The sequence below is a fragment of the Bradyrhizobium genosp. P genome (assembly GCF_049949265.1).
Taxonomy (GTDB): domain Bacteria; phylum Pseudomonadota; class Alphaproteobacteria; order Rhizobiales; family Xanthobacteraceae; genus Bradyrhizobium.
In genome coordinates this window covers 1,928,002-1,951,037 of the sequence record NZ_CP188195.1, presented here as the reverse complement: position 1 = coordinate 1,951,037, position 23,036 = coordinate 1,928,002, and the positions used below count along the sequence as shown (strand labels likewise).

Here is a 23,036-nt window from a genome sequence, read left to right as displayed (position 1 = left end):
TCATCTTTGGCTTCTCGGGTTGGGGCGAGGCGTCAAAGACCCTGGCGACCTCGGCCCTTGCTCTTTAGTTTCGAATTCGCGGAATGAGATGCTTGGCATTCCCGATGGACTCCAATTCGGCCACGGACAGACTAATCTCTTCCAAATCCTTGAACCGGCCTAAACCGAAATAGGAATAGTCGGTCCCGCAAGTGATTTGACACGCTGGAACCGGCTTGCTCAGAGCGCGATAGCGGGCGCGCCGGTACGGGGCGACAATATTCAGCGCGCGTCGAGCAGCCGGCTGCGACGGATATCGAGACTGAAATAGACCGACAGAGGTCAGAAGTGGTGAGCCCCACGCGTACTTTGACCGGGTACGAGCGCGCACTGTCCCCTTTCCCGCGAAACCAGGTCCTACAGAGCAGCAGTGGCTGTCTAATCCAGCAAGGCGCGCCTGGTGCTTCATGTGGCCGGCAGATCGAGACCTTTTTCCAGGATGTGTGCGTGCTTCCGCCGAACAAAAACTCAAAAGCCGTCATCGTACTACTAATTACCCGGGGGCCCGGATCGTAAGATCAAGTCCAGCACACATCTTCGTGCCGCTACTGGAACTCGCGCGTGGCGGTGCCCAACTCCGAGGCGAACAGTGAATAGTGCTCGTATACCTGTAAATATGGAGACCATGGTGCAACAAAGCTGTGATTTCGTCGGCACCCCGCAATTGAACTTCGAGGACTGGTCGGCATCTATATCGCCTATTTGCGCGGCGGCGGGTTTGCTCGGCTCGACGTGCGGAGGCGATCATGAAGTGATCGACCGCAATGCTTCTGCCGGTTGGATGCGACGAGTTAGCGTTTACGGGGTCGCAGCAGCCGCGATCAAAATCCAATGCGGGCTTGCGGCCGCGGATCATGGCGGCAACACTTACCGGTTCGAGCGGACGCGCCGTGATGTTCGCCTCGCTGACGTGGATTGGTACTGTGCATCATTTCAGGTCGCCGGTCGGTCAGCGGTGACCCAGAACGAGCACACTGTGCAACTCGCCGTGGGAGATATTGGACTCATCGATGGGGCGCGCCCTTCGACGCGTCTATCTGAAAACGGTTCGCAATGGCTGTGTATATATTTGCCGCGCCACTCGCTCATTTCTCATCTCGGATTCGAGCCGCAGGCTTGCTTGTACGGGCGCGGCGGAACGGCGGCAGCGCGCGTCCTCTGGCAGCTCGTTCTCGACGGCATTGGAGACGATCAATCGATAGCTGTGCCAACCGGCCCCCACATGCGACTAGTGGCTCTGCACAGTGATTTTGACGGGTTGGGTCGGCGGTCAGATTAGCTCCGGCAGGTCGTTGGGATCAACGAGGACTTCGATACTACGAGGTGTCCTGGGCTGCCTTTTGATGAGGCCGCCTCGCTCGAGCGAGAGCACCATTTGGTGAACCGAAGGCGGGGTGACGCGAAAATACTCTCGCATGTCGGTTTCCGCCGGGGGTCTGCGGTGCAGACGCGTATAGAGGTGGATGAAGGCGAGGTACTGCCCCTGTTTGGGCGTGAAGGCTTTTGCCGAAGGACTCACGCCGGCCATCCGATTCAGTTGTTCGTGCGTGCCTCGATCAAGGAGGCAGGCATGAATGTACGCTATCGGGTCGAACTCAGCCAAGTCGAGCGGACCGAACTCAAGGTGCTGCTTAGCGGCGGCAAGCATGCGTCCCGCAAGCTCAAGCGAGCACAGATTTTGCTGGCTGCCGATGCCGCGGCCGGCGACGAGGAGATCGCCAGGAGCGTTGGCGTGAGCGGCTCGACCGTGTACCGGACCAAGCGACGCTTCGTGGAAGGCAATCTGGAGCGGGCGCTGAGCGAAGAGCCGCGTCCCGGAGCGGAGCGCAAACTCACGGGCAAGGAAGAAGCCTTGCTGGTGGCGACCGCCTGTGCCAGCCCCCCAAAGGGCCGTGCCCGCTGGACGCTCAAGCTGCTGGCAGGTGCGATAGTCAATCTCACCGAACACGACAGCCTGTCGCACGAGACGGTTCGGCGACGCCTGGCGGAAAATGACCTCAAACCATGGCGCAAAGATATGTGGTGCATTCCGCAGGTCGATGGCGAATACGTCGCCCGCATGGAGGACGTGCTTGATCTCTATGCCGAGGTGCCCGATCCCAAGCGGCCGGTCGTGTGCCTCGACGAAAGTCCGGTGCAACTCATCGGCGAGGTCCGTCAGCCAATCCCGATGAAGCCGGGCCGGCTCGAACGTTACGATTACGAGTATCGTCGCAACGGGACGGTCAATCTCTTCGTTCTCCTCGACGTGCATCGTCCCTGGCGCAAGGTCAAACTTACAGAGCGACGAGCGGCAAAAGATTATGCCGAATGCGTACGTGACCTCGTCGACATCCATTATCCCGATGCCGAGACCATCCGGGTCGTGCAGGATAACTTATCGACCCACTCCGCCGGCGCCCTGTATCAGACCTTTCCGCCCGCCGAAGCCAGACGGATCTTGCGGCGGATCGAGTTCCACTTCACTCCCAAGCACGCAAGCTGGCTCAACATGGTTGAGATCGAGATCGGCGTCTTGCGGGGACAGTGCCTCGCTCGCAGGATCGACGACCCCAAGCGACTGCGCCGCGAAATCACCGCTTGGGAACGGCAGAGAAATGCTGCACGCTCCCGCATCAAATGGATGTTCACGACAGAAAAAGCCCGCGCAAAAATGGGCCGAGCCTACCCAGACGCTTCCAAAGAGTCATAATCACTGTGCAGAGGTACTAGCCCTCTACGATCTATTTGGCGCCCTGTTTGCGCCCTCTGATCCGGGGCCTGTTTCCCGTCATGCGGACAGGCTGTTCGCCCGTATCCGGGGCGTCATAATGGATCGCTGCGCCGATCCGGACTTCGGCCCCGCCGAGGTGGCAGCCGAAACGGGGATTTCGCTACGCTATGTCCAGAAGCTCTTGACGGCGCGCGGCTGTACATGCAGCGAATTAGTCTATTCCATTCGTTTGGATCACGCCGCGCAACTTCTGGAACGTCGGGCGTCGCTCGAGACAGGTCATCATCTCACCGAAATCGCATACGCGTGCGGTTTCCGCGACTATGCTCATTTCGCAAGGAGATTCCGGAATCGGTTTGGTCATACCCCGAGTGCCCATCTCGAAGCGCGCGGTGCTAATGGCGCCCGAATAGTGCTCGCCGGTGCAAGTGAGCATTCATTATTCGCTCGCAACGCCTAGCGCTCGGGTGGCATCGCCGTAGCGGAGTTTGCCTGCCCGCCCACGCATACGCGCGCCTGAGGCGACTGAGGCCTCTATCGACGCCCCGCACGACCGGATCCCAGCTCGCGACGATCCATATCGCGAGCCCGGCTCGGACCAAAGGCGCAGGGCGCGATTAAACGAATCGGGAATCGGCTAACCCAGGCCGAACAGATCAAATCTCCGCATCCAGATCGCTACCGACCGCCTCTTTGGGTCTGCCCGACATAAGGGGGGCGCCTCACTAATCGAGTAGGTGCGCCAGCCGCAAGCTGGAGCGATCCAGCCGGTGGAAGTCCGGCCCAAGTTAGGAGCAGCGACGCTTGGTAGCGAGTGTTGTGTGACCGCTGGTGACAATAGTCGCGAAGCGGAGGCATGCGGCTCGCCCTCTGCGAACTGACGACCGGCTCACACTCTGGAAGATGTGGTCCCGCCAGCAGTCTCCGATCGCCGATATCAACCGGGGATGAGGGCAAGATCAGGAGACAGAGCATGAGCCAGTCCGTCACCGAAGACATGGCGCCAGTCCCGACCCTTGACGCGACAGTGACCGAGAGATCGCAGTTCCTCAACCTAAAAGGGCTCGCCTGATCTCGAGGTGATCTAGAACGGAGCAGCCACTCCTATGAGCCCGGCGCAGAACCTGCGCAAATGACAACCCCGCTTTCGGGACTTTCGGCGTAAAGTGCGTCCACGAGGGCGGCTCTGTTGGCGAGTACGGCTCGCTGATTGATGTAGGCTTTATCGGTAATTTCCCCCTTCCCGAGTGACGGCGGTTCGTCCAACAGCATAAATGCTGAAACCCGGTTGCTCGAACTGGCGCTCTGATTGTGCGCCTCGAAGGCCCGACAGACATAGGCGAGCACGCCGGGGTCTCGTGATAGACGTGCCACGTCTGTTCCGGATTGCTTATCTGACGCCAGCGTGGCCGCGCGCTCTGGATTGATCCAGGCAAGAACGGTTAAGGCGTCTCGGTTCTCGCCGGCGATCACCGCGTCTCTAAGTACGCCGTCGCAAGCGTTGAGCAACTTGACCCGCAGGTCGCCCCCTACAACCCAGGTTCCGTTGGTCAGTTTAAAGCTTTCGGATAGGCGTCCGGAAAAACGGAGCCCGCGACTCGGCGTGTCCGAATTGACGAAGGTAACCGTATCTCCGATGCAATAGAAGCCTTCCTCATCGAAGGCAGCTCGTGTTGCTTCGGGCTGCTTCAAGTATCCCGGCATTACGTTCGGGCCACGCACACGAATCTCGTAGCAGTCGCGAACCGGAATGAGCTTCACTTCGAGGCCGGGGAATGGCACGCCGATTTCGCCAGATTCTTCGCTTGGCCACTGCGTTGAGCAGATCCCAGGAGCGGTTTCGGTCGTTCCGTAACCGCTCACGAACGGAATTCTCCTTCCGATTGTGCTAACGGCCAGCTCCTGCATCGCATCCAAGGTCGTGCTGGGCATTGCGGCACCCCCATATATGCACCTCTGAAGTCGGCGAAAAAATGCCTGGCGCAACTGGCCGTCAGACTTCAAGGCGTCCACCAACAAGGCCCAACCGAGTGGGACGTTCATCATCGATGTGGGCGATACCGACCGAAGGTTTGCGATCGTCCGATGGATCGCGTCCGAGGTTGGACGACCGTCATCGATATAGAGCGATCCGCCATTCCTGAGGACGCTGTTGAGCGTCGCATTACCGCCCATCGTATGATGCCAGGGCAGCCACTCCAGCTGAACCGACGGTTCTCCGAGCCCGCTGACCATCGCGCCCATTGCAACGGCGCTTGCCATCATGCGATGCGTATTGAGGACGCCCTTCGGTAGGCCAGTCGAACCGGACGTGAACAGAATTTTTCCAACATCATCGGGGCCGAGGCTGTCAAAAGCTTGTACGAACCCCGCACCTGGCCTGCTCGTCAAGAGCTCATCCAGCAGCATGACCTGATCGGTCCGCTCGGTTGCGATCCATCTGGCCTGTCTGAATCCGGCAAGACCCATCACGCTGCGGTAGGGGCCAAGCTGCTGAACGAACACGAGCGACGGGTGGAGCAGCTCACCGATGTGCGCCAGCCGATCAAGGCCACCCGGCAAAAGGGTGTAACTTGGTGATATCGGCGCGACCGCCAAGCCCGCGCACATCGCTCCAAAAGTGACAATCGCGTGCTCAATGGAATTGCCGGAAAGGATCGCAAGGTGATCCCCTCGCCTGTAGCCGCGCTCGAGAAGGGCCTGTGCAAACGACTGAGCCATTCGCCACGCGGAGGCGTAGCTCACACCTCGCCATTTTCCGGTGTTATCGCGCTGCGCGAGAAAGATTCGGTCCGGCGCTTCGGACGCCCATTTGGGAAGGTAGTCGCAGACGCTTCGCGCAACATTGGTCAAAGGCCGCGGCGATCGCAGGATTATTGCGCCATCGGCTCGCCGCGTCACATCCAGCTCAACTGGCGGAAACGGTAATTCCTTATAGGGTGCAGCCTGCATTTCCGCCCTTCCATTTTTGATGTAGCCACTCGGTCTGAGCCGGCGACGGAAGCACAGCGTCACTCGGTACTGAGCCGCGGATCGTGCCGACGACCTGTTCAGACGTGGCTATTCGCTGAGATCCGCGCTTATGACGCCACCGATGGGCTCCCAAGTTTCGCCCTTGAATCTCCAGACCTGCAGTTGCTTCATTGGAGCAAAATCGGTTGGTGAGGTGTTGAGTGTGATACCGGGAAGTACTGTGTCAGGCACAAATCCCTTTAGATTTGCGGCTTGCCTCATCACGTTATCCCGAGTCAGATCATCCCCACACATTTCGAGCACCTTCACAAGCGTCTGGGCCACAGAATAGCTGTAGGCGACAAAGCCGTCGTTTCTATTGGTTCCCGGAGGAGCGTACTTCTCAAAGAACGCATTGAACTTCTTAATGCCGGAATCGTTCTCCCATCGCGGATCGGACGGATCCTTGATGTAACCGACAGAAAGAATACCTTGCGCGTTCTCGAAACCTGCGGGCTTTATGACGGCGCCTACGGAAACTGACACGCCCGCGAGAAGCTGGATCGGTCGCCATTCGAGTTCGGCAATTTTCTTGATCGCCTGCGCTGCGAATTTTGGGGTGGTAAAACTAATGAAGACGTCGGCACCCGAAGCCTTCAGCTTCGCGAGATGACTATCGATCGTGGGTTCCGCAGCATCATAGCTTTCCTCGGCAGCGATCATGTGAGCCTTGGCGCCAAGACCGTCCTTGAGGCCCTTCAGATATTCCTTGCCAAAATCGTCGTTCTGGTAGAGCACTCCGATCCTGGCGCCTGGCTTTTCCTTCAGGACGTACTTCGCGAAGACCCGCCCCTCGCTCTGGTAGGAAGGCTGCCAACCCATGGTCCATGGAAAATGCTGAGGGTCATTCCATTTGGAGGCGCCAGAGGAGACGAAGAGCTGCGGGACCTTCTTGCCGTTGAGATATTTCTGGATCGCGGAATTTGAGGACGTGCCGAGCGGGCCAAAGACCAGGAGAACCTCGTCGCTCTCCACCAGCTTGCGCGCTTGCTCCACGGCCTTTGGTGGGCTGTAGCTGTCATCGTAGCTGATGAACTTGATTATGCGGCCATTCACTCCGCCTTCCGCATTTATCTTATCGAAATACGCGGCTTCCGTCTTGCCCATCACGCCATAGGCGGAGGCCGGTCCGCTATAGGGCATGATATTGCCGATCTTGATCTCGGTGTCAGAAGCCCCCGCGTCGTATTTCTTCTGGGCAACTGCAATGCTGCTACTTGCGACGATAATTGCAATCGCAGCTGCAAATCGCAGCCCGCTGGAGCGCCCCTCGATGGTCGCGAGCGGCATCGAAGCAATTGCGTCGCGAACCGAAGCGACACTGCAATTCCCTATACCATCCATGCTCGCCTCCCCCAATTCAACACCAATGTGAAAATGCTCCTCTTTTAGGGGCATATAAGACTATATACGCCCCTATGTCCAGACCTGCTATTCGGAGACCATCGGTTCGCCCTCGAAATAAAAGCTCGTGGGGACGCTCGACAGAAGCCACCTGACTCAGCGACACACCCCGTCCCTCCGAAGCAAGCGCCAGACCAAGAAACGAAGGACATGCCCACTCGCCTGTCGAGACCCGCTGCGATTGGTCACTGGATCTGCTGCGCACTCATCAGTTTTTCGCCCCTCGATTGCGTCAGGTCTTGCATACCAATATCGATCCGCGCTATATGTCTCATATGCCCTTATTTTGTCCGATCTACTGTTACGATCGACAGGCACAATAACGACCAGACAGACGCTCGTGAGCAGGAGGAAGCAAAATGAGCAAGAGTACGCCTATTCTCGTGACCAGCGCGGGAGGTCAAACGGGATCGGTCGGCCGGACGATCGTGAAGAAGCTACTGGATCGCGGATTTAATGTTCGTGGTTTCGTCCGCATCGACGACGAGCGGGCACAAAATTTGCGCGATCTCGGAGCCGAGGTTTTCGTCGGCGATTTACTCAACCCGCGCGACGTCACCCTTGCCATGAAAGGCGTTCGGCGCGTGTATTTCAGCATGAGTCTCAATCCATCCTACGCAGACGCTACAATATTGCTTGCTGCAGCCGCCAAGGCGGAAGGAGGAACCGAGATCTTTGTGAACATGTCCGATTACGAGCAATGTTATATGTCGCTCGAGACGATGTCGGCGCCGCAGGAGCAACGTGTCCAGGTCCTGGGCGCGGACGTTCAGTGGTCACCCCAGCAACGCGCGCACTGGGTCGGCGAGCGTGCGCTGGATTGGTCGGGGCTGCCGGTTTCACATATTCAGGCGGCCATGTTCGTCGAGAATCCGATTACGCTTTGGATACCGGCGATGACGATCAAGGAAGACGACACGATCAGGCTGCCCTTTGGTCTCGGCAAGACGGCGCCCGTGGCGACGGTGGATGTAAGCGACGTCTGTGTCGAGATCCTGTCCAATCCGGCCGGACATGCCGGCAAGTCATACGAACTAACCGGAGCGGAACGCAAGGACATGCATGGATTTGCAGATGACATTTCTGCCGTACTTGCTCGGCCAATTCAATATGTGCCGGGGACGCTCGAGGAGTTTCGGAAGAACATGTACAAACTCATGCCTCAAATCACCGACCACGCTGCTCTTCATCTAACGAATCTTGCGATGCAGAATGCGGGGGATCGCTACATCGCGGAGGTGACGCATGATGTAGAAAGGCTGCTTGGACGTAAGGCCACGACGTTCCGACAGGTGATCGAGACGGAAGCGTGGCGTTTCGCCAAGGGAACGCCCAATCATATCCAACACCGTGAGGTCAAGGACCTCAATCCAAAGCGCGCGTTTGCTTGAGCGGATGAGCCTGAGCACCCGGACTGTAAGGCCTTAGATCGCATCGCGGGAAATGAAATGGTCAAGATCACCTATGTCGAGCATAGCGGCTTAATGCATGTTATCGAGGTGGATCTTGGCCAGACCGTTATGGAAGGCGCGATAGCGAATCGCGTTCCGGGCATCGACGCCGACTGTGGCGGCAACTGCGCCTGCGGGACTTGTCACGTCTATGTAGACGAAGATTGGCTTGGAGCGACGGGCGAACGCTCCGAGGCCGAAAGCAAGATGCTCGAATTTGCTGACGGTGTCGAGAACAACAGCCGTCTGTCCTGTCAGATCAAGGTGACTCCGGCTTTGGACGGCCTGCTAGTCGCGATGCCTGAAAGCCAGCAGTAGAAGAGCGAAGCCGCAGGACATTTCCTGGAACCAAAAGAGATCAGACATGCGTTACCATTTCTGCAAGTTCTACCCGCCTCGTCCGGATTTTATCCGCACCATGTCGGAAGCTGAGGCACAGCTAATGAAGGCTCATGGGGAATATCTGCAGTCGTTGCTGACACTGGGCAAAGTGATCGCTCACGGCCCTGTGGAGGATCCAGCGGGGGGATTCGGGCTGTCGCTTTTTGTTCTTCAAGAGGGTGACGACCTCGCAACGCTGCTTGAACGCGATCCGATGATTCTCGCCGGAACGGGCGCAAGATACGAGCAGTTCCGCATGAGGCAGTTGCGCTGGCCAGCGATCTAGTTCTGGCGGCCTGGCTTTTCGAAGTTGACCTCAACGCGAGGCTAACCCCGCCGCATAGGGTCGAGTACGACATGGTGCACCGCCCGGCTCATTGCGAAAGATCCATTTTGTTCCTCGGCTGCATCCTGCAAGCGGTCTTCCAAACTGGGAGCTGGCAACCCGACGATTACGGACGACCTGCAGATGTTCGATCAACGCGCGCGATTGACCTCTTCGGCCGTTCCTGCTGTATCCAGTGCCCACCGTCAGGAATGAGCACTTGCTTCACCCCGGGTACCAGTTCCGGAAGAGCTTGCAGAGCTGCCCCCCCTAACTACCGGCGATTATGGGATCGCGGCTGCCGGCAATGAGCAACTGGCCGGACCCTTTGTCGCTTCGCTTTGTCCATATCCCCGGATGTCCGGTAAAACCACGCGATACCCAGCCGCCACGGATGCACAGGATGGGCACCGTACCTATATCTCGAGGATATCGCCCGAGGCGGCTCCTGCGGGCGCGGTCCTCATGACTACGCAGCGATGCGAACGGAAAGCGAGGTGTAACCATTTGCAAAGGAGGATGGAGCTCTAACCGGCTCTGCAACGACCTCGATCCGTCGAAAGCGCTTGATGATCTCCTCCCAGACGATACGGAGCTGCATTTCTGCCAGCCTGTTGCCGATACAACGATGGATACCGAAACCGAACGACAGATGCTGTCTGGCGCGGGCTCGTTCGATCAAGAAAGCATCGGGGTTCTCTATGATCTCGTCGTCTCGATTGCCCGACACGTACCACAGCAAAACCTTGTCACCCTTTCTTATGGTCTTTCCGCGCAACTCCACATCTTGGCTCGCCGTGCGGCGCATATAAGCGAGCGGTGTCTGCCACCGGATAATTTCCGACACGGCGTTGCCGACAAGCGCTGGATCGGCCCGCAGCTTTTCGAATTCCTTCGGACTCTCGTGCATGGCAACCACGCCGCCGCTCATCGAGTTACGCGTGGTGTCGTTGCCGGCGATGATCAACAGCACCATGTTTCCCAGGAACTCCATCGGGCTCATATTTCGCGTCGCTTCGCCATGGGCCAGCATGGAAATGAGATCCAGACGAGGAGACGCGTTCACGCGCTCGTTCCAGAGACGCGTGAAGTATTCTCCGCATTCAAGCAATTCCTTGCGGCGCCTCTCGTCGAAAACCTCGGCCGAGGTGGCGATGTCGGACCAATGAATCAGCTTTCTGCGATCTTCAGCTGGCGCATCCAGCAAAGTTGCGAGCATCTGCGATGTCAGTTCGATGGACACTCGATCTACCCAGTCAAATGTCTCGTTGTGCGGCAACGAATCCATAATCTGTCCGACGCGCTCACGAATTAGCTTTTCAAGGATCTTCAGGTTTGGTCCGGTGAAAGCTGGCGTCACAGCCTTCCGCCGCGATTCATGACGAGGCGGGTCCATTGCGATAAACATTGGCAGTGGATTCTCGAAGGCCGTCTTGTAGGTGATGGTCGGCTCGGACGAAAAAAGCGCGTGGTTCGTATCGACATACATGATGTCGTTGTACTTGGTGATCGACCAGTACGGTCCGTGCTCGTTTCGGTCGCAATAGTGGACGGGGTCTTCCTTGCGGAGCCGTTCGAAATGGTGGAGATAAGTTCCGTTCTTGAAGATCTCCGCGTCCACCGGATCGATGTCCTCGAGCGGCATCGCAAACACTGCGTCGCGACCAGACGCGACACCGAAGTTCCGCATACCACGCATACTAGTCTCCTTATTGTCGCGCTTATCTTTGGAAGCGCCAATGTTTTAGATGCTCGTTAGGGGCATATAAGCATATTATCAAACCATGTCTAGACCTAACGTAAGCGGCGGAATGGCAGGCCGAGATTTAGGCAGCGGATAAGCTCACGTGTTCATCGCAAGGATATCGGCGTTGCTAAAACAGGGCGGAGCAGAACACCGAGATCGGCGGGCGGAAGCTTTTCAAGCTTCGGCCCGATCCACTCGGACCAATTCCGATCGGTACGAGTCGACGTGCACCGCCCTTTACGCTCTAGGTTCATTTCAGCCATCGGTGAGTGGTTTTCGGCGCACGAAGGATCAAGCGGCTTTTCCGATGATAGCCTTTGTCTCAAGGAATTCTCCGAACGCGATTTCACTCCGCTCGCGGCCATTCCCCGACATTTTGTATCCTCCGAATGGCGCTTCAGAATCTTCTGAAGCTCCGTTGATGTAGACCATCCTGGCCTGGAACCGACGGGCCACCGACTCGGCTCGAACATCACTTTCGGACTGAACCTAGGCGACAAGGCCATAAACCGCTCCTGATGAACCCGCTTGTCTGTATCTGCAGCACGCTTGGCCACGTCGATGCCAGCGGCCGTCGAGCCGGTAAAGGAGATATCGATGCCGGGATGGCCGGATATGGTTGGACCGACCACCGGTCCCCTGCCGTCGACAATGTCGTAAACACCCTTAGAACTCCCGTCTCATGGAAGATGTCGGCCAGTACATGAGCATTGACTGGGGCGATTTCGGAGGGTTGTGAACGAGTGTGCAACCGGTAGCTAACCCGGGTACAACCTTCACCATGATATGGTTGATCGGCCAGTTCGCATGGCGTAATCATGCCGACAACACCGGTAGGCTGACGATGCTGCGGCGGTCACGAACAATCAAGGCCGTGCGAGACCCGGGCAAAGAAGTTATTGCAGGTCCCGATCGCTCAGGCGCGCCGCAGCCTTCCGATTCGATTGCGGCGTGACCTTCGAGAACAATCTTATCCGATTATCGCGATTCCTTCGGTTATGCTTCGCGGTCGAACAAGGGCGTATTCACGATGCGCTCCATGAGCGCATGGATTTTGCCTACGTCGACACCGACGGCTGCCTCGAAGGTTGACTGAGCCTGGCGCCAGAACGGACGCGCTTGCCGTAGCCGCTCTCGGCCAAGAGATGTGATCGAGACAGCCCTCGATCTACGATCGTTATCGTCAATCGCGATTTTGAGAAGCCCGTCTCGCTCGAGCGGACGGAGGTTGTGGCCCATGGTCGCCCTATCCATCGCCATTCGCTGCGCGAGCTGCGCCATTGTGGACGGCCCAAAATCAGCAAGGTGACGGAGCAGTGTGTGCTGTGTCGCCCTTAGACCGACAGGTGCGAGCGCCATGTCGTAGAACCGAGAAAGATGCCTGGCGGCACGACGCACCTCGTTGCAATTACATTTTTCTGGCTTTTCTACGCTCAAAGTCTCATTCCCGTTCTATCCAATTCGATACTGAAGTTCCTTCTACGGAAATTCGCGGTTGCAGACCACAACTTTAAGGGTTGCCGGTCGCGTCCACTCTGATATGTTATCCTTATATACCCCTATTTTCAACCGGGCTCTTCGCCGGTGAAAGCGTGCAGGAGTCCTTGATGAGTCGCCGAGCCGACGCCGTCGGGGACACAGGTGGTCGTGAAAGTAGCTGCGTGTAGATCGGCGCGGGGTCCCGACGCCGATCGGCGCGATAAGCACTGACATCATTGATCTGAGCGGGGTCACTCTGATGCGCCGATTCACAATTGTCGTGAGCGACCAAGGCAATTTTCTTCCTCCTCGCCATTGCAATGCTCTTTTGCATCATTTTGTCTCCAGCCAAACATCTAGCAATCGGCGCCCGCCTCGACGAGATCGATGCCGTGAAACAGACATTCGAGCGCTATGCAACTCACAAACCCCGCGCCCATGACAATAGCCGGCCCATTTCGATCAAGGATCGAATCGGCATTTGCGACTGGCCTGCCGGAGAGACGACGATGATCACTCCGTCCGGGCGAACGCAGGCGGAGAGCCGCAGGAAAGTGGCGGGTTCACCTTGGCGCAAGAGACTCAGCCGAACAACGACAGCATCGAATCGTTCAGGGGGAACGAAGGTGTCGGGATTCGCCCTGACGAACCGCATCCAATAGCAACGGCCGGCGACTGTTGCGCGCTTTTCAGCTTCATCAATGGCTTGCGCCGACTCATCGACACCGACCACCAGGCCAGAAGGACCAGCCATCTCGGCGATCAAGAGAGATGCGTCACCAGAGCCGCATCCGAGGTCGAGAACACGCATGCCGCGCTCGATGCCGGACCGCTTCAGGACGTCTGCGGTAAGGTCCTGCACCGAGATGACCCGAAATCCTAGTGGGCTCACTTCAATTCCGGAGCCACCCGGCTCAGAGGGAGGTACGTTTGCTGTTGCCATCTGCATATTGAGCTGTTTCGGGAGTTCACGCATTGGGTGCCTCCGCTTGTTCCGGCTGCCGAATATTCTCGCTACTGCGGTCCGCGCCATCATCTCAATCGAGAATAGCGATCGACGGACTGTAGTTAGGCGATAAAGATCGGATGTGTTGAGCCCAAACGCACTTTCACCAGGCGGAGCGCGCACTGTCGCGGTGCGAAGACGATCGAGATCGATGACCGCCGAATCGTTCTGGCTAAGCTTGCAGCTTTCCGCGCCGCGCGAAGTTGCAACTGTGCAGAACGCACCATCAGAGCAAGCAATTACACCTATTCCCATTTCCCGCTCCATTCCTTCATTCGACCGGAACACTGCAAGACGGCTTCCGTATCGTCTGAGCTACGAATAGAGATCAGCACGAGGATGCAATTGAAAAAATCCGACAAGGCCCTTCGTCTCAACCAGCGGATAACAGAGCCGTTACTGTTACTAGCGTAACGACAAATGGCTTGCATGAGCTGCCACCCGCGAGTGTGATTAGTCGCAAATCGACGGGTTGGCGTACGGCAAAAGAACTCGCAGCCACTAGCGGAATAGTACGAGCAGCACTTAAGTCATTACCCGGATAGACATTTACGGGAGTCTCAGATGCGCCAACAATCACTTTGCAGCGTCGTCACAGTGAAGGGCCAGCGACCTCGCACGATTACGGTTCGCGGCCGTGAGACGATGCCGTCGATGACTGCAGATCAAGCCCACGCCAAGAAGAGAATGGCGCCAGCCAATCGCCGGGCCGCGCTTGAACCATCTCCAGTCTCTAAATGAAATGGGACGAACGAGATGTCGCAGCCGATTTTGCTCAGTGAGAACAGAAGCACCGCCGCCATTTGTCCGTTCCGGCGGCTTAGCGTTCGTGAAAACTTTCCGAAGCTCGCCAGCTTCGTTGAAGACATCTCGGATTGGGACTACCCTGATTCGGACATGGCTCGGGCTCTCGCGATCAAGGTGCTGCCCAGCACGGCACCTTATTTGATAGTTCAATACCGTGAAGCCATGAGATCTTCTCGGAAGTTCCTCGACACAAACAATCAGCACAGGCGATATTACAGCATCATAACAAAGCTAGATACCGGAGTTAGCACGATACGTCCTCCCGGCCCGCTCGGTGCAATAATGGTAAGGCTTAAACCGGAAGCCAGCGCCCTCTTGTTCGCCGAGCACTTGCAGTGTTTTTCAGATACCAAAGTCGATCTAGGCGACGTTTTCGATGCTCACGAAGTCAAGCTTCTTGAAGAGGCCGTCTCCGAAGCGCCGACTAGCTTAGAGAGAGTGGCGGCAGTAGCGGACTTTCTATGCGCTCACATCTGTCCGCGCGAACCCGATCCCATGATATGTCACGCTGCAGCCTGCTTGCGGAGTAATCCTTCAACACGCGTTCATCGGCTTGCCGCGGACCTGCACGTAAGCGAGCGGCAACTGTTGCGCAGGTTTCGTAGCGTATTTGGCGTAACCCCCAAGAAATTTGCACGTTGTGCAAGAATCGAGAAGGTGTTGGTCGAGCGGACTCGTGGATCGGCTTGGGCTGATATTGCCTATGGATGCGGCTTTGCCGATCAGGCCCACATGATAAACGATTTCAACGCTGTCCTCGGAGCTCCGCCCGAACGCGCGCTGTTGCCGGTCTCGGCGGAACAAGGTTTAGTAGCGGACGGGTCGAACGGCGCTCCAATCGCCCATGAATATTTCTTCTGGTGACTCGGCGCGCGCTTCCCCAGCATCGAGTTTTTTCCACCATGTTGATCTAATGCGCCCGAGGACATCAGGACGACCCAAAATACTAATCCTCCAAAGGCTCCGAGCAGGCCAAGATACATGAGAGACCTGACATAGCTGACCCATATTGCAGCTGTACTTAGCCCGCTAATCGCCGTCGGCGTACCGGCGGTCCAAGCGCTCCCATAAAGGGCGAAATCTGACACTGGAAAGGTTAGAATGCCGCCTGGAACGGCTCCGATCGCAAAACCGAGCACAACGCATGCTGTGATCCCGATCCATCCCCGTGACTGAAAAATCAAGAAGATCGGAAGTCCCAGCAGAACTGCATGACTGAGCGCGATAACCAAAGTGAAGACAAACACCAGCGGCGCGAGCTTTGGATCGCTCCAAATTGCTGTCATCAGCGCGGCGGGAGCCAGGGCTGAAAATACAATAGCCGTCGCGGTACTGAAAACCCTTTGCAACCGCCAGGCATGGTCCCGTGTAATCGATAAGGCTTGGTACAGTTGGGGCTGCGCACCGGGACTGTCCAATCCTTTCGGCGGAATTGATTGGCCTAAGCTCGCCGGTGCATCATGTTTTATCTGAAGCGGAGCAACGCAAAAATCGTCCTTTTGACCTTTGGAACAACACATATCAGACCTCGCCTCGTTCAACTCGCATGAACGAAGTTATGTCGGCGCTTTGAATATGGATTGAAGAATTCGGACGTTTGAGAGCTTGCGCCGTTCGCCTGTAGCCTCCGTCGCCTAAAGCGGGTAGTCGCCTAACAAGTTTTAAATTATTGGCGACACGAGCACCTTGTTGATTCACAAGTCCTGCCGCTCCCGCACTTGAGGAAGGACGTGCGGCTCGACGACGGATTCCAAGAAGCGGCGTCGGATGGCGTCACCAGCTCCATTCCTAAAACCGCCGTGGCAATTTCTGCTGCTAACTCTGTTTGCATGTCGTTATTCGGGGGAGCATCCGGCGGGCCCGGCCTGGATGATTCTGCCATCAAATTCCCGTCGTGCGGTGATACCTGGTTCCAAATCCATCACCAGCCGAGAAGTTAGATCACTGGAGGCTGGACCTCGCGAGCCGATCGGGGATTTCGCTACGCTACGTCCAGAAGCTCCTAACGGCGCGCGGCTGTACATGCAGCGAATTAATTTATTCCAGTCGTTTGGAGCACGCCGCGCACCTGCTGGAACGTCGGTGCGTGCGATGACCGCCACGCGAGCAGGAGAGCGTTGTTTTGCTGTCGGACCGGCCAGATTGGCTCGCTCGCGATACACTTCTGACCTTATGCGGTGGTTTGCGGCCGTAGACGCCCGACCGGCGGTGTCCCGTGCCCGGGCCGTGGGCAAAGACCACCCTTTCAAAATAGAGTTTGACGAGGAGGCGCAACGTGCGCTGTTCCCATCAAATTATCCACTTCCTCATGGGCAGCGCCGCGCCAGAGTGATCCATGCCGGCCAAAAACAAATACAGCTGTCTCCCTTGGCTGCTCACCTGCGCGAGCATCCAAGGCCGGCAGCCGATCGGAGGAGTATTGTGGAGTCCAGCAAACATAAAGGAAGGGGTCATGCAATCAACTCACGTGACGGCACTCCCGGCCCTCGACAATGCTCGTGGATGAGAGCGAAGGCGGATAATGTGCGGCGCACTTGCTCCGGCGTAGAGACTGTCGACGATGGCGGCACGATTCTTCAAGACCGCGCGCTGATTGATGTACCCCTTGTCCGTTGTCTCGCCTGCCGCGAGCGACGGCGGCTGGATCTGGATGGCAACGGCCGATATCCGCGCGCTGGTCGTTGCTGCATGGTTGTGCTCGTCCAGAACCCGATGGATGTATGCGCAAACGCCGGGATCCGCTGCAAGGGTCTCCACGGCGTCTGTGCCTGTCGCGCCGATGGCATTTTGCTTTGCACGGTCCGGATTGAGCCAGACCAACGCAACGAGCGAATCGCGGTTCTCGCCTCCGACGACCAGATCTTGCAGCACGCCGCCCATCCGGTTCAGAATGGCTGTGCGCAGGTTGCCGGCGAGCACCCATGTGCCATTCATCATTTTGAAATTCTCGGAGAGACGCCCGGAAAACTTCAGCCCGCGGGACGGATCGGCGGGATCGATGAACGCGACCGCATCGCCTACCCGGTAGAAGCCCTCTTCGTCGAACGCTGCCGCGGATAGTTCGGGCAATCCGAGATAGCCGGGCATGACGTTCGGGCCACGCGCCCGCGCCTCGTAACCGTCCATCGCCGGAACCAGTTTGAGTTCGACGCCGGGTGCCGGCAGGCCGATCTCTCCCGGGCCCTCGCACGGTCGATAAGATCCGCAGATGGTTGGCCCGGTTTCCGTGGCACCGTATCCAGCCAGAATCGGAATTCGCTCGCCCCTGGCCTCGACCGCAAGCTCCTGAAGCCTTGTTATTACAGCCGCCGATATCGCCGCGCCGGCGAACATCATTCGTTCGAGGCGAGCGAAAAACTTGCTTCTCAACACCGGATCCTTACCGAGAGCGGCGACTAACAGCGCGTAGCCGGCGGGGACATTGAAAGAGGCCGTCGGAGAGACATCGTGCAGATTGGCGATTGTTCGGTCAAACGCCTCGGGGGTCGGCCGACCATCGTCGATGTAGAGCGAGCCGCCGTTCTTCAGGATGCCGTTGAGAATGATGTTGCAACCCATCGTGTGATGCCAGGGCAGCCATTCGAGCTGCACCGGCGGATGCGAGACCGGCATGACCTGAGCGATCATCTGCACCGCGCTCCACATCATGCGGTGGGTGTTGATTACTCCCTTGGGAGACCCGGTGGATCCCGACGTAAACAGGATTCTGCCGACTGTGTCCGGTCCGACCGCCGCGAACCTCGCTTCAAATAGGCGGCCGGGCGTCGCGCCGCATAGCTCCGACAGCGGCGTGGTACCGGCCGCCCTCTCGGCCGTCATCCATTCGGCCTGCGCAAAGCCGCGGATGCCGCGGGCTTGCACATAGGGATCGGCGTTCTGGGCAAACACAAACTTTGGCGTGAGGACCTTGGCGATCTCCTCGATGCGGCTGAGGCCACCAGGTAGAAGACTGTAGCCTAGCGAGATCGGCGCGACCTGCAGACCGACCGACATCGCGGCGAACTGGATCACGGCATTCTCGATTGAATTTCCGGACAGGATGGCCAGCGTATCGCCTCCTGCTCCTCCGCGATCAATCAGCGCCTGCCCCACCGACCGCACCCGAGACCAGAATTCGCCATAGCTGATTTGCTGCCACACATTGTCGCTTGTTCGTTGCGCGAGAAAGACGCGATCCGGCGCTTCCCTGGCCCAGTGCGGGAGGTATGAGCAAATCGTCCCGCTCACCCCCGCAAGCATAATGCGCGATCGTAGGATCAGCGTGCCGTCTTCCCTTCTCGTCACCTCGATATCGGTCGACGGCGAGGGCATCGGGCAATATGGCACAGAAGCGAGGTGATCGAGAGTTGGCATCACAGGCGTTCTCCTTTCGATATCCGCGGCGGCTCCGCTGTAGCGTTGCAGATCATCACAAAAGACGGGCGACACTCGCGGGCCGCGAAGGTCTTCCCGCGGGAAGTCGAGCTACAGTGTGGCGACACTCCATTGCGTGAGAATTTCAACTCGCGGGAATCGCCTTGCATTTGTAACGTCACTACTTCTCGATCACGTGAATCAGTTCTTGCAAGACACGACCGGCTACTCCTCCGTGACGTCCAACGCCGCTTCTGGGCAATTGGCTCGCGCGAGCCACGCCTTCTCTTCGAGCTCGGGCGCGACGCGACCGTCGCCGACCGGATGGGCTTTTCCCAATGAATCAAGTTCGAACAACTCCGGCGCCAAAGCCTTGCATCGATGGTGGCCTTGGCCGCGATCGCGATCGATTCGCACACGAAGCGATTTCCCCTGCGCTGTTCCTGAAGCAGCTGAAGCGGATTCGGTGCACTGCTCATTCATCCGCTCCAATGAGGGACCAAGCGCCGGGCACCAGCGCAAAGCCTTGCTATCTTGGCTCATCTCTCTATCTCATCAATGGCTTGCGCCGACTCATCGACACCGACCACCAGGCCAGAAGGACCAACCATCTTGGCGATCAAGAGAGATGCGTCACCAGAGCCGCATCCGAGGTCGAGAACACGCATGCCGCGCTTTATGCCGGACCGCTTCAGGACTTCTGCGGTAAGGTCCTGCACCGAGATGACGCGAAATCTTAGTGGACTCACTTCAATTCCGGAGTCGCCCAGTTCAGAGGGAGGAGCGTTTGTGGTTATCACCCGAATATTGGGTTTTTTCACATGTCTACGCATGGGTTTTTCTCATTCGACTCGAGTGGATCGGCCCGTCTGCGTTCTCGTATCCGGTGTAACGAGAATAACGAGGGCTTGAGCCGATTGTTGATCACTCGAATTTGCGGTCGCAATGCTGTAGGCGAAAGCAGGCTCCACCCACGTCTCTCCTGTGTGATAGATGCCGACGCCTGCGTGCCAGGCCGAAGCACGGATCGTCCCAGATAGCACGTGAACCAGCACATACCCCGGTGATGGCATGCGATGGAGCATCGCCGAAGCGCCTGGCGGATAGTCGACGAGGAAGGTTGAGAGGGTGGCAACGTTCAAGTTCTTTGCACGCTCTACGGATACGGGAGTGATGATTGTTCCAAGTCCAATTGGATGATCATCAGGCAGCCTGTCGACGACGGACGCATCGCGGAGGGACACGCTGTTCGTCGCGCCGGTGACATCATGCGACATCACTATCATCCCGAACGCGCTTGCCGCCGCGACAAGCACTCTAAGTATCGTCATTTGATGCCTCCACTTGTTCCGACTGCCGGATAGCTTCACTGGCGCGGCCATAAGCCTGCCAATCTGCGGCGTCCGGTAGAGGCGAGAGGATGGTAAGTTCGTCGTAGTCAAGGCCGGCGAGTGCGGCATCGATCATGTCGCCTGCCTGCATCACAATCTGGCGCGGTAAATGTCCGATCGGATGTCCGGCAATCTCCCAAAACTGCACGCGGATATTCTTGTCGGAAAGCTGCTCGTGCAGCGACAGGCTCAGCGCCAGCACGAACGCTTTGGTCCCGGCATAGACACCGTTCAAAATTCCTGGCGCGATAACGTCGGATGCGATGTTGATGATCGTGCCGCCCCCGCGGCTGACGAATCCTGGAACCGCCGCGCTGGTCAGCCGGGTCAGCGCCCTGACGTTGAGCGCAATCATGTCCTCCATTTTGTCGACGTCAAACTCCGCCAGCGGACCCGAGACCCCGACACTCGCGCTGTTCACCAGCAGCGAGATACTGAGGTCGCTCCGCAGCAACGCTTCGATCCTTCCGAGATCCATCTTTTCGGCCAGATCCGCCGCGACGATCTTGACAGTTCGGCCGGTCTCGTCCGTGGTGGAGCGCCTCGCCACGTCATCGAGACGCTCGCAGTTGCGTGCAACGAGAACGAGATCGTAGCCGCGCCGCGCGAGTCTATCGGCATAGATCGCGCCTATGCCTGACGCAGCGTCCGTCACCACCGCGGTGCCCTGTGTGGAAGTGGTCATGATTCTTCTCTCGCCATGTCGGCTGATCTCTCTAGCGGAGCTATCTCTTCCGGGCGACGTGACGCGCCGGCGTGTGCTTCCCACGCCCGAAGCCACTTCTTCAGGCCGAGAGCCAACGCTCGCGTCTTCGCCAATCATGGGGGACGAAGTGAGTCCCTCCGTTGGCGGAAATCTATTCGCTTGAAACCGGATGTCATGTACCGACGACGCACTTTGATATGTGTCGTGGACGCACAAAGATGTTTCCCTCTTTGACGCGATCTCATTTCGAGAACAAACCTAAGGTCCCGACGGTGGTAGGAATGCTAGAATATCGCCCGTATACGTCTCGACCACCGCACTGAACGGTGTGCCATTCGGCAGTGTCAAGACAGCACGATGTTCGAGTACCGCATCGGGAATCCGCAGCATTGCGGGATTTCTGTCTGAGATGGATGCACGAGTTTCCCAGCCTTCGGGCAGAGGCAGCCAGAGCAGTTTTGCTGACAGGGTTCGGCGTCGAAAATTCAGAGGCTGGACTGCCCGGCCGAAAGAAGTCTCGGTGGTGTCGAGCAGCCGGTTCATGTCATTGCTCGGTCGAGTCGGTACATACCAGTTGTCCGCCTCCGACAGGATATAAGCGCCGCAGTGCAGCCGCACCCGGCGATAGCGGACAGCATCGGAAGTACTCACGCCGAGCAGTTGCAGTTGCTCCGCCGTCGGCTGTTTGTCGGCGCCCTTCACCCGCTCGGCGACGATGCGCGCCGGCGAGGCCATATGATGGGTGTCGCACCTTCGTTCGAGAGTGAGGGTCGCTGTCATGACTGAGCAGGTCCGCGTTCAGGGTCTGCGGCAGAGCGAGCGCTTCAAGACGGGTGACGAAACTGTCCGGCCAGGCAACTGCCTGTTTCCTGACACCGTCATCCGCACTCCCCGAACTGATCGGCCAAAGCAGGACCAAGCAGATTAGAAGCGTTCTTCGCAGGGCTGGCCTCATCTTTAGCTCCTCGGGTTCGGTCGGGCGCAAAAGAACCTAGTGGATAAAGTCTGACACTTGATACCCGGCTGGGTGGGCCGCCGGACGGTCGGAATCGACCCCTTGCTGCCCTTTGAGATCGACCCTATGAACGGGCGGTAAGCGTGAGAAAGCGGTCTTCAAAGTTTCGACATCGGTTCGGTAACGCCCCAGGCGCTCACTCAGGAGAACCTGATGGCGCAGGCGATCGGGTAGTGCGCGCCAGTACCGGTGAAAGTGCGCGGTCGGCTCTCACGACGTCGAATCGCCCGCCATCTAAACTCAGCCCACGTTTTCGGTGATCAACATGAACCGCAGGAGCGATCATGGGAAGTGCACAATCGAACGATTTCGCTGAGCGATTGGCGGATAGACAGCAGCGCTTGGCCAACGCGAACTTAGATCTGCAGACCGTTAGGGATGGTTGGGAGGGCTTGGCGTCCTCGACGAAAGAGCCGGAGCAAGTTACTTATGCCGAGGTCGATGCCGGCGGGGTGCCGGCAATCTGGTGTATTCCTGAAGGATGCGACAACAATTGCGTGCTGCTGCACTGCCACGCCGGCGGTGCCGTTGTTTTCTCGATGCATAGTGACCGGAAGGTTGCGGGGCATATTGCGAAGGCAGCGGGAATACGCGCTCTTGTCGTAGACTTCCGACGCGCGCCAGAGAACAAGTTTCCGTCCCAGCACGATGACGTGGAGAAGGCTTACCGCTGGTTACTCTCTCAGGGTTATCGCGCAGAAAAAATAGTTAGCGCGGGCCACTCGGTTGGAGGCAACCTTTCAGTAAGCCTGTGCCTTCGTCTGCGGGGGCAGTCCGTTGCGTTGCCTGCGGCTATCCTTTCGATTTCCGCCTGGTACGACCCCGAGCTCAAGAATACAACGTACAAGACCAACGCTGCGACTGACAACGTTTTGTCCATGCCGCTTATGGAATTCTTCCGCGAAAGCTGGTTAGGTGAGACTGGAGTGGCCTATAGTGATCCGCGAGTGAACTTGCTCTTCGCGGACCTATCGGGGTTGCCGCCGATCAACATCTACTACGGCGCGCATGAATTGCTGGTCGGCGAGATACTTGATTTCGCGGAGCGAGCTAGGGCTGCGTCGGTGAATGTGACCCTCCACGCGGTCCCAGAAGGCCAGCACCTTTTCTTGTTCGGTGCTGGCCGCGTGCCTGAGACGGACGGCGCAATAACCGATATGGGCCGGTGGCTTCGGTCGAAGCTCGACCTCACAAGCTAGTGGATATA

Annotated in this window: 19 protein-coding genes and 2 pseudogenes; 8 read left to right on the top strand and 13 right to left on the bottom strand. The window is 57.9% G+C overall.

Going from position 1 to position 23,036, the window contains the following annotated elements:
* Positions 1-664: 664 nt before the first annotated feature.
* The 3 genes from ACP2YO_RS09615 (at position 665) to ACP2YO_RS09605 (ending at position 3,212) form a co-directional block, all read left to right on the top strand.
* Positions 665-1,318, top strand: coding sequence for a hypothetical protein (locus ACP2YO_RS09615; RefSeq protein ID WP_426440648.1), 654 nt, complete (start codon positions 665-667; stop codon positions 1,316-1,318).
* Positions 1,319-1,609: 291 nt separating this feature from the next.
* On the top strand, positions 1,610-2,731 hold the full coding sequence (locus tag ACP2YO_RS09610) for an IS630 family transposase (protein WP_426440647.1): 1,122 nt from the start codon (positions 1,610-1,612) through the stop codon (positions 2,729-2,731).
* A 118-nt stretch (positions 2,732-2,849) separates the two neighbouring features.
* Positions 2,850-3,212 (top strand): helix-turn-helix transcriptional regulator, encoded by a 363-nt coding sequence (locus ACP2YO_RS09605; protein ID WP_426440646.1) that lies wholly within the window; start codon positions 2,850-2,852, stop codon positions 3,210-3,212.
* A gap of 644 nt (positions 3,213-3,856) precedes the next feature.
* Here the strand turns inward: ACP2YO_RS09605 and ACP2YO_RS09600 are convergent.
* Together ACP2YO_RS09600 and ACP2YO_RS09595 are read right to left on the bottom strand one after the other, a co-directional pair.
* Positions 3,857-5,704: an AMP-binding protein gene (locus ACP2YO_RS09600; protein ID WP_426440645.1), complete on the bottom strand. Its 1,848-nt coding sequence runs from the start codon at positions 5,702-5,704 to the stop codon at positions 3,857-3,859.
* A gap of 108 nt (positions 5,705-5,812) precedes the next feature.
* On the bottom strand, positions 5,813-7,054 hold the full coding sequence (locus ACP2YO_RS09595; protein ID WP_426443113.1) for an ABC transporter substrate-binding protein: 1,242 nt from the start codon (positions 7,052-7,054) through the stop codon (positions 5,813-5,815).
* 473 nt (positions 7,055-7,527) lie between these two features.
* Here ACP2YO_RS09595 and ACP2YO_RS09590 point away from each other — a divergent pair, with 473 nt between their 5' ends.
* From ACP2YO_RS09590 to ACP2YO_RS09580, 3 genes are read left to right on the top strand one after another with little or no spacing between them, the layout of a single operon-like run.
* Positions 7,528-8,559, top strand: a complete 1,032-nt coding sequence (locus ACP2YO_RS09590; protein WP_426440644.1) for an NAD(P)H-binding protein — start codon at positions 7,528-7,530, stop codon at positions 8,557-8,559.
* 57 nt (positions 8,560-8,616) lie between these two features.
* On the top strand, positions 8,617-8,937 hold the full coding sequence (locus ACP2YO_RS09585) for a 2Fe-2S iron-sulfur cluster-binding protein (RefSeq protein ID WP_426440643.1): 321 nt from the start codon (positions 8,617-8,619) through the stop codon (positions 8,935-8,937).
* Between the two features lie 46 nt (positions 8,938-8,983).
* On the top strand, positions 8,984-9,286 hold the full coding sequence (locus ACP2YO_RS09580) for a YciI family protein (protein WP_426440642.1): 303 nt from the start codon (positions 8,984-8,986) through the stop codon (positions 9,284-9,286).
* A gap of 508 nt (positions 9,287-9,794) precedes the next feature.
* On the opposite strand, the gene ACP2YO_RS09575 is transcribed toward ACP2YO_RS09580, so the two are convergent.
* The 5 genes and pseudogenes from ACP2YO_RS09575 to ACP2YO_RS09555 all read right to left on the bottom strand — a co-directional run bounded on the left by ACP2YO_RS09575 (position 9,795) and on the right by ACP2YO_RS09555 (position 13,527).
* Positions 9,795-11,024, bottom strand: a complete 1,230-nt coding sequence (locus tag ACP2YO_RS09575; protein ID WP_426440641.1) for a cytochrome P450 — start codon at positions 11,022-11,024, stop codon at positions 9,795-9,797.
* 339 nt (positions 11,025-11,363) lie between these two features.
* Positions 11,364-11,549, bottom strand: a pseudogene (locus ACP2YO_RS09570) (aldehyde dehydrogenase family protein); the annotation flags it as partial.
* A gap of 35 nt (positions 11,550-11,584) precedes the next feature.
* Positions 11,585-11,916 (bottom strand): annotated as a pseudogene (locus ACP2YO_RS09565) (aldehyde dehydrogenase family protein); the annotation flags it as partial.
* Between the two features lie 152 nt (positions 11,917-12,068).
* Positions 12,069-12,509 (bottom strand): MarR family winged helix-turn-helix transcriptional regulator, encoded by a 441-nt coding sequence (locus tag ACP2YO_RS09560; RefSeq protein WP_426440640.1) that lies wholly within the window; start codon positions 12,507-12,509, stop codon positions 12,069-12,071.
* A gap of 463 nt (positions 12,510-12,972) precedes the next feature.
* The gene (locus tag ACP2YO_RS09555) at positions 12,973-13,527 is read right to left on the bottom strand and encodes a class I SAM-dependent methyltransferase (RefSeq protein WP_426440639.1); all 555 of its coding nucleotides are present in this window, start codon (positions 13,525-13,527) and stop codon (positions 12,973-12,975) included.
* Positions 13,528-14,313: 786 nt separating this feature from the next.
* Between ACP2YO_RS09555 and ACP2YO_RS09550 the strand changes: the two genes are divergently transcribed.
* Positions 14,314-15,228 carry a helix-turn-helix domain-containing protein gene (locus tag ACP2YO_RS09550; RefSeq protein WP_426440638.1) on the top strand — a complete coding sequence of 305 codons (915 nt, stop codon included), beginning with the start codon at positions 14,314-14,316 and terminating at the stop codon, positions 15,226-15,228.
* Between the two features lie 1,599 nt (positions 15,229-16,827).
* Here the strand turns inward: ACP2YO_RS09550 and ACP2YO_RS09545 are convergent.
* The 6 genes from ACP2YO_RS09545 to ACP2YO_RS09520 form a co-directional block, all read right to left on the bottom strand.
* Positions 16,828-18,717, bottom strand: coding sequence for an AMP-binding protein (locus ACP2YO_RS09545; protein ID WP_426440637.1), 1,890 nt, complete (start codon positions 18,715-18,717; stop codon positions 16,828-16,830).
* 225 nt (positions 18,718-18,942) lie between these two features.
* Positions 18,943-19,200 (bottom strand): ferredoxin, encoded by a 258-nt coding sequence (locus ACP2YO_RS09540; RefSeq protein ID WP_426440636.1) that lies wholly within the window; start codon positions 19,198-19,200, stop codon positions 18,943-18,945.
* Between the two features lie 56 nt (positions 19,201-19,256).
* A complete protein-coding gene (locus ACP2YO_RS09535) occupies positions 19,257-19,550 on the bottom strand; it encodes a methyltransferase domain-containing protein (RefSeq protein WP_426440635.1) in 294 nt (97 codons plus the stop codon).
* Between the two features lie 9 nt (positions 19,551-19,559).
* The gene (locus tag ACP2YO_RS09530) at positions 19,560-20,048 is read right to left on the bottom strand and encodes a hypothetical protein (RefSeq protein WP_426440634.1); all 489 of its coding nucleotides are present in this window, start codon (positions 20,046-20,048) and stop codon (positions 19,560-19,562) included.
* The gene (locus ACP2YO_RS09525; RefSeq protein ID WP_426440633.1) at positions 20,035-20,793 is read right to left on the bottom strand and encodes an SDR family NAD(P)-dependent oxidoreductase; all 759 of its coding nucleotides are present in this window, start codon (positions 20,791-20,793) and stop codon (positions 20,035-20,037) included. The genes ACP2YO_RS09530 and ACP2YO_RS09525 overlap by 14 nt, the downstream gene beginning before the upstream one ends.
* Before the next feature lie 279 nt (positions 20,794-21,072).
* Positions 21,073-21,594, bottom strand: a complete 522-nt coding sequence (locus tag ACP2YO_RS09520; RefSeq protein ID WP_426440632.1) for a hypothetical protein — start codon at positions 21,592-21,594, stop codon at positions 21,073-21,075.
* Positions 21,595-22,113: 519 nt separating this feature from the next.
* Here ACP2YO_RS09520 and ACP2YO_RS09515 point away from each other — a divergent pair.
* Positions 22,114-23,028, top strand: coding sequence for an alpha/beta hydrolase (locus ACP2YO_RS09515; protein WP_426440631.1), 915 nt, complete (start codon positions 22,114-22,116; stop codon positions 23,026-23,028).
* Positions 23,029-23,036: the final 8 nt, after the last annotated feature.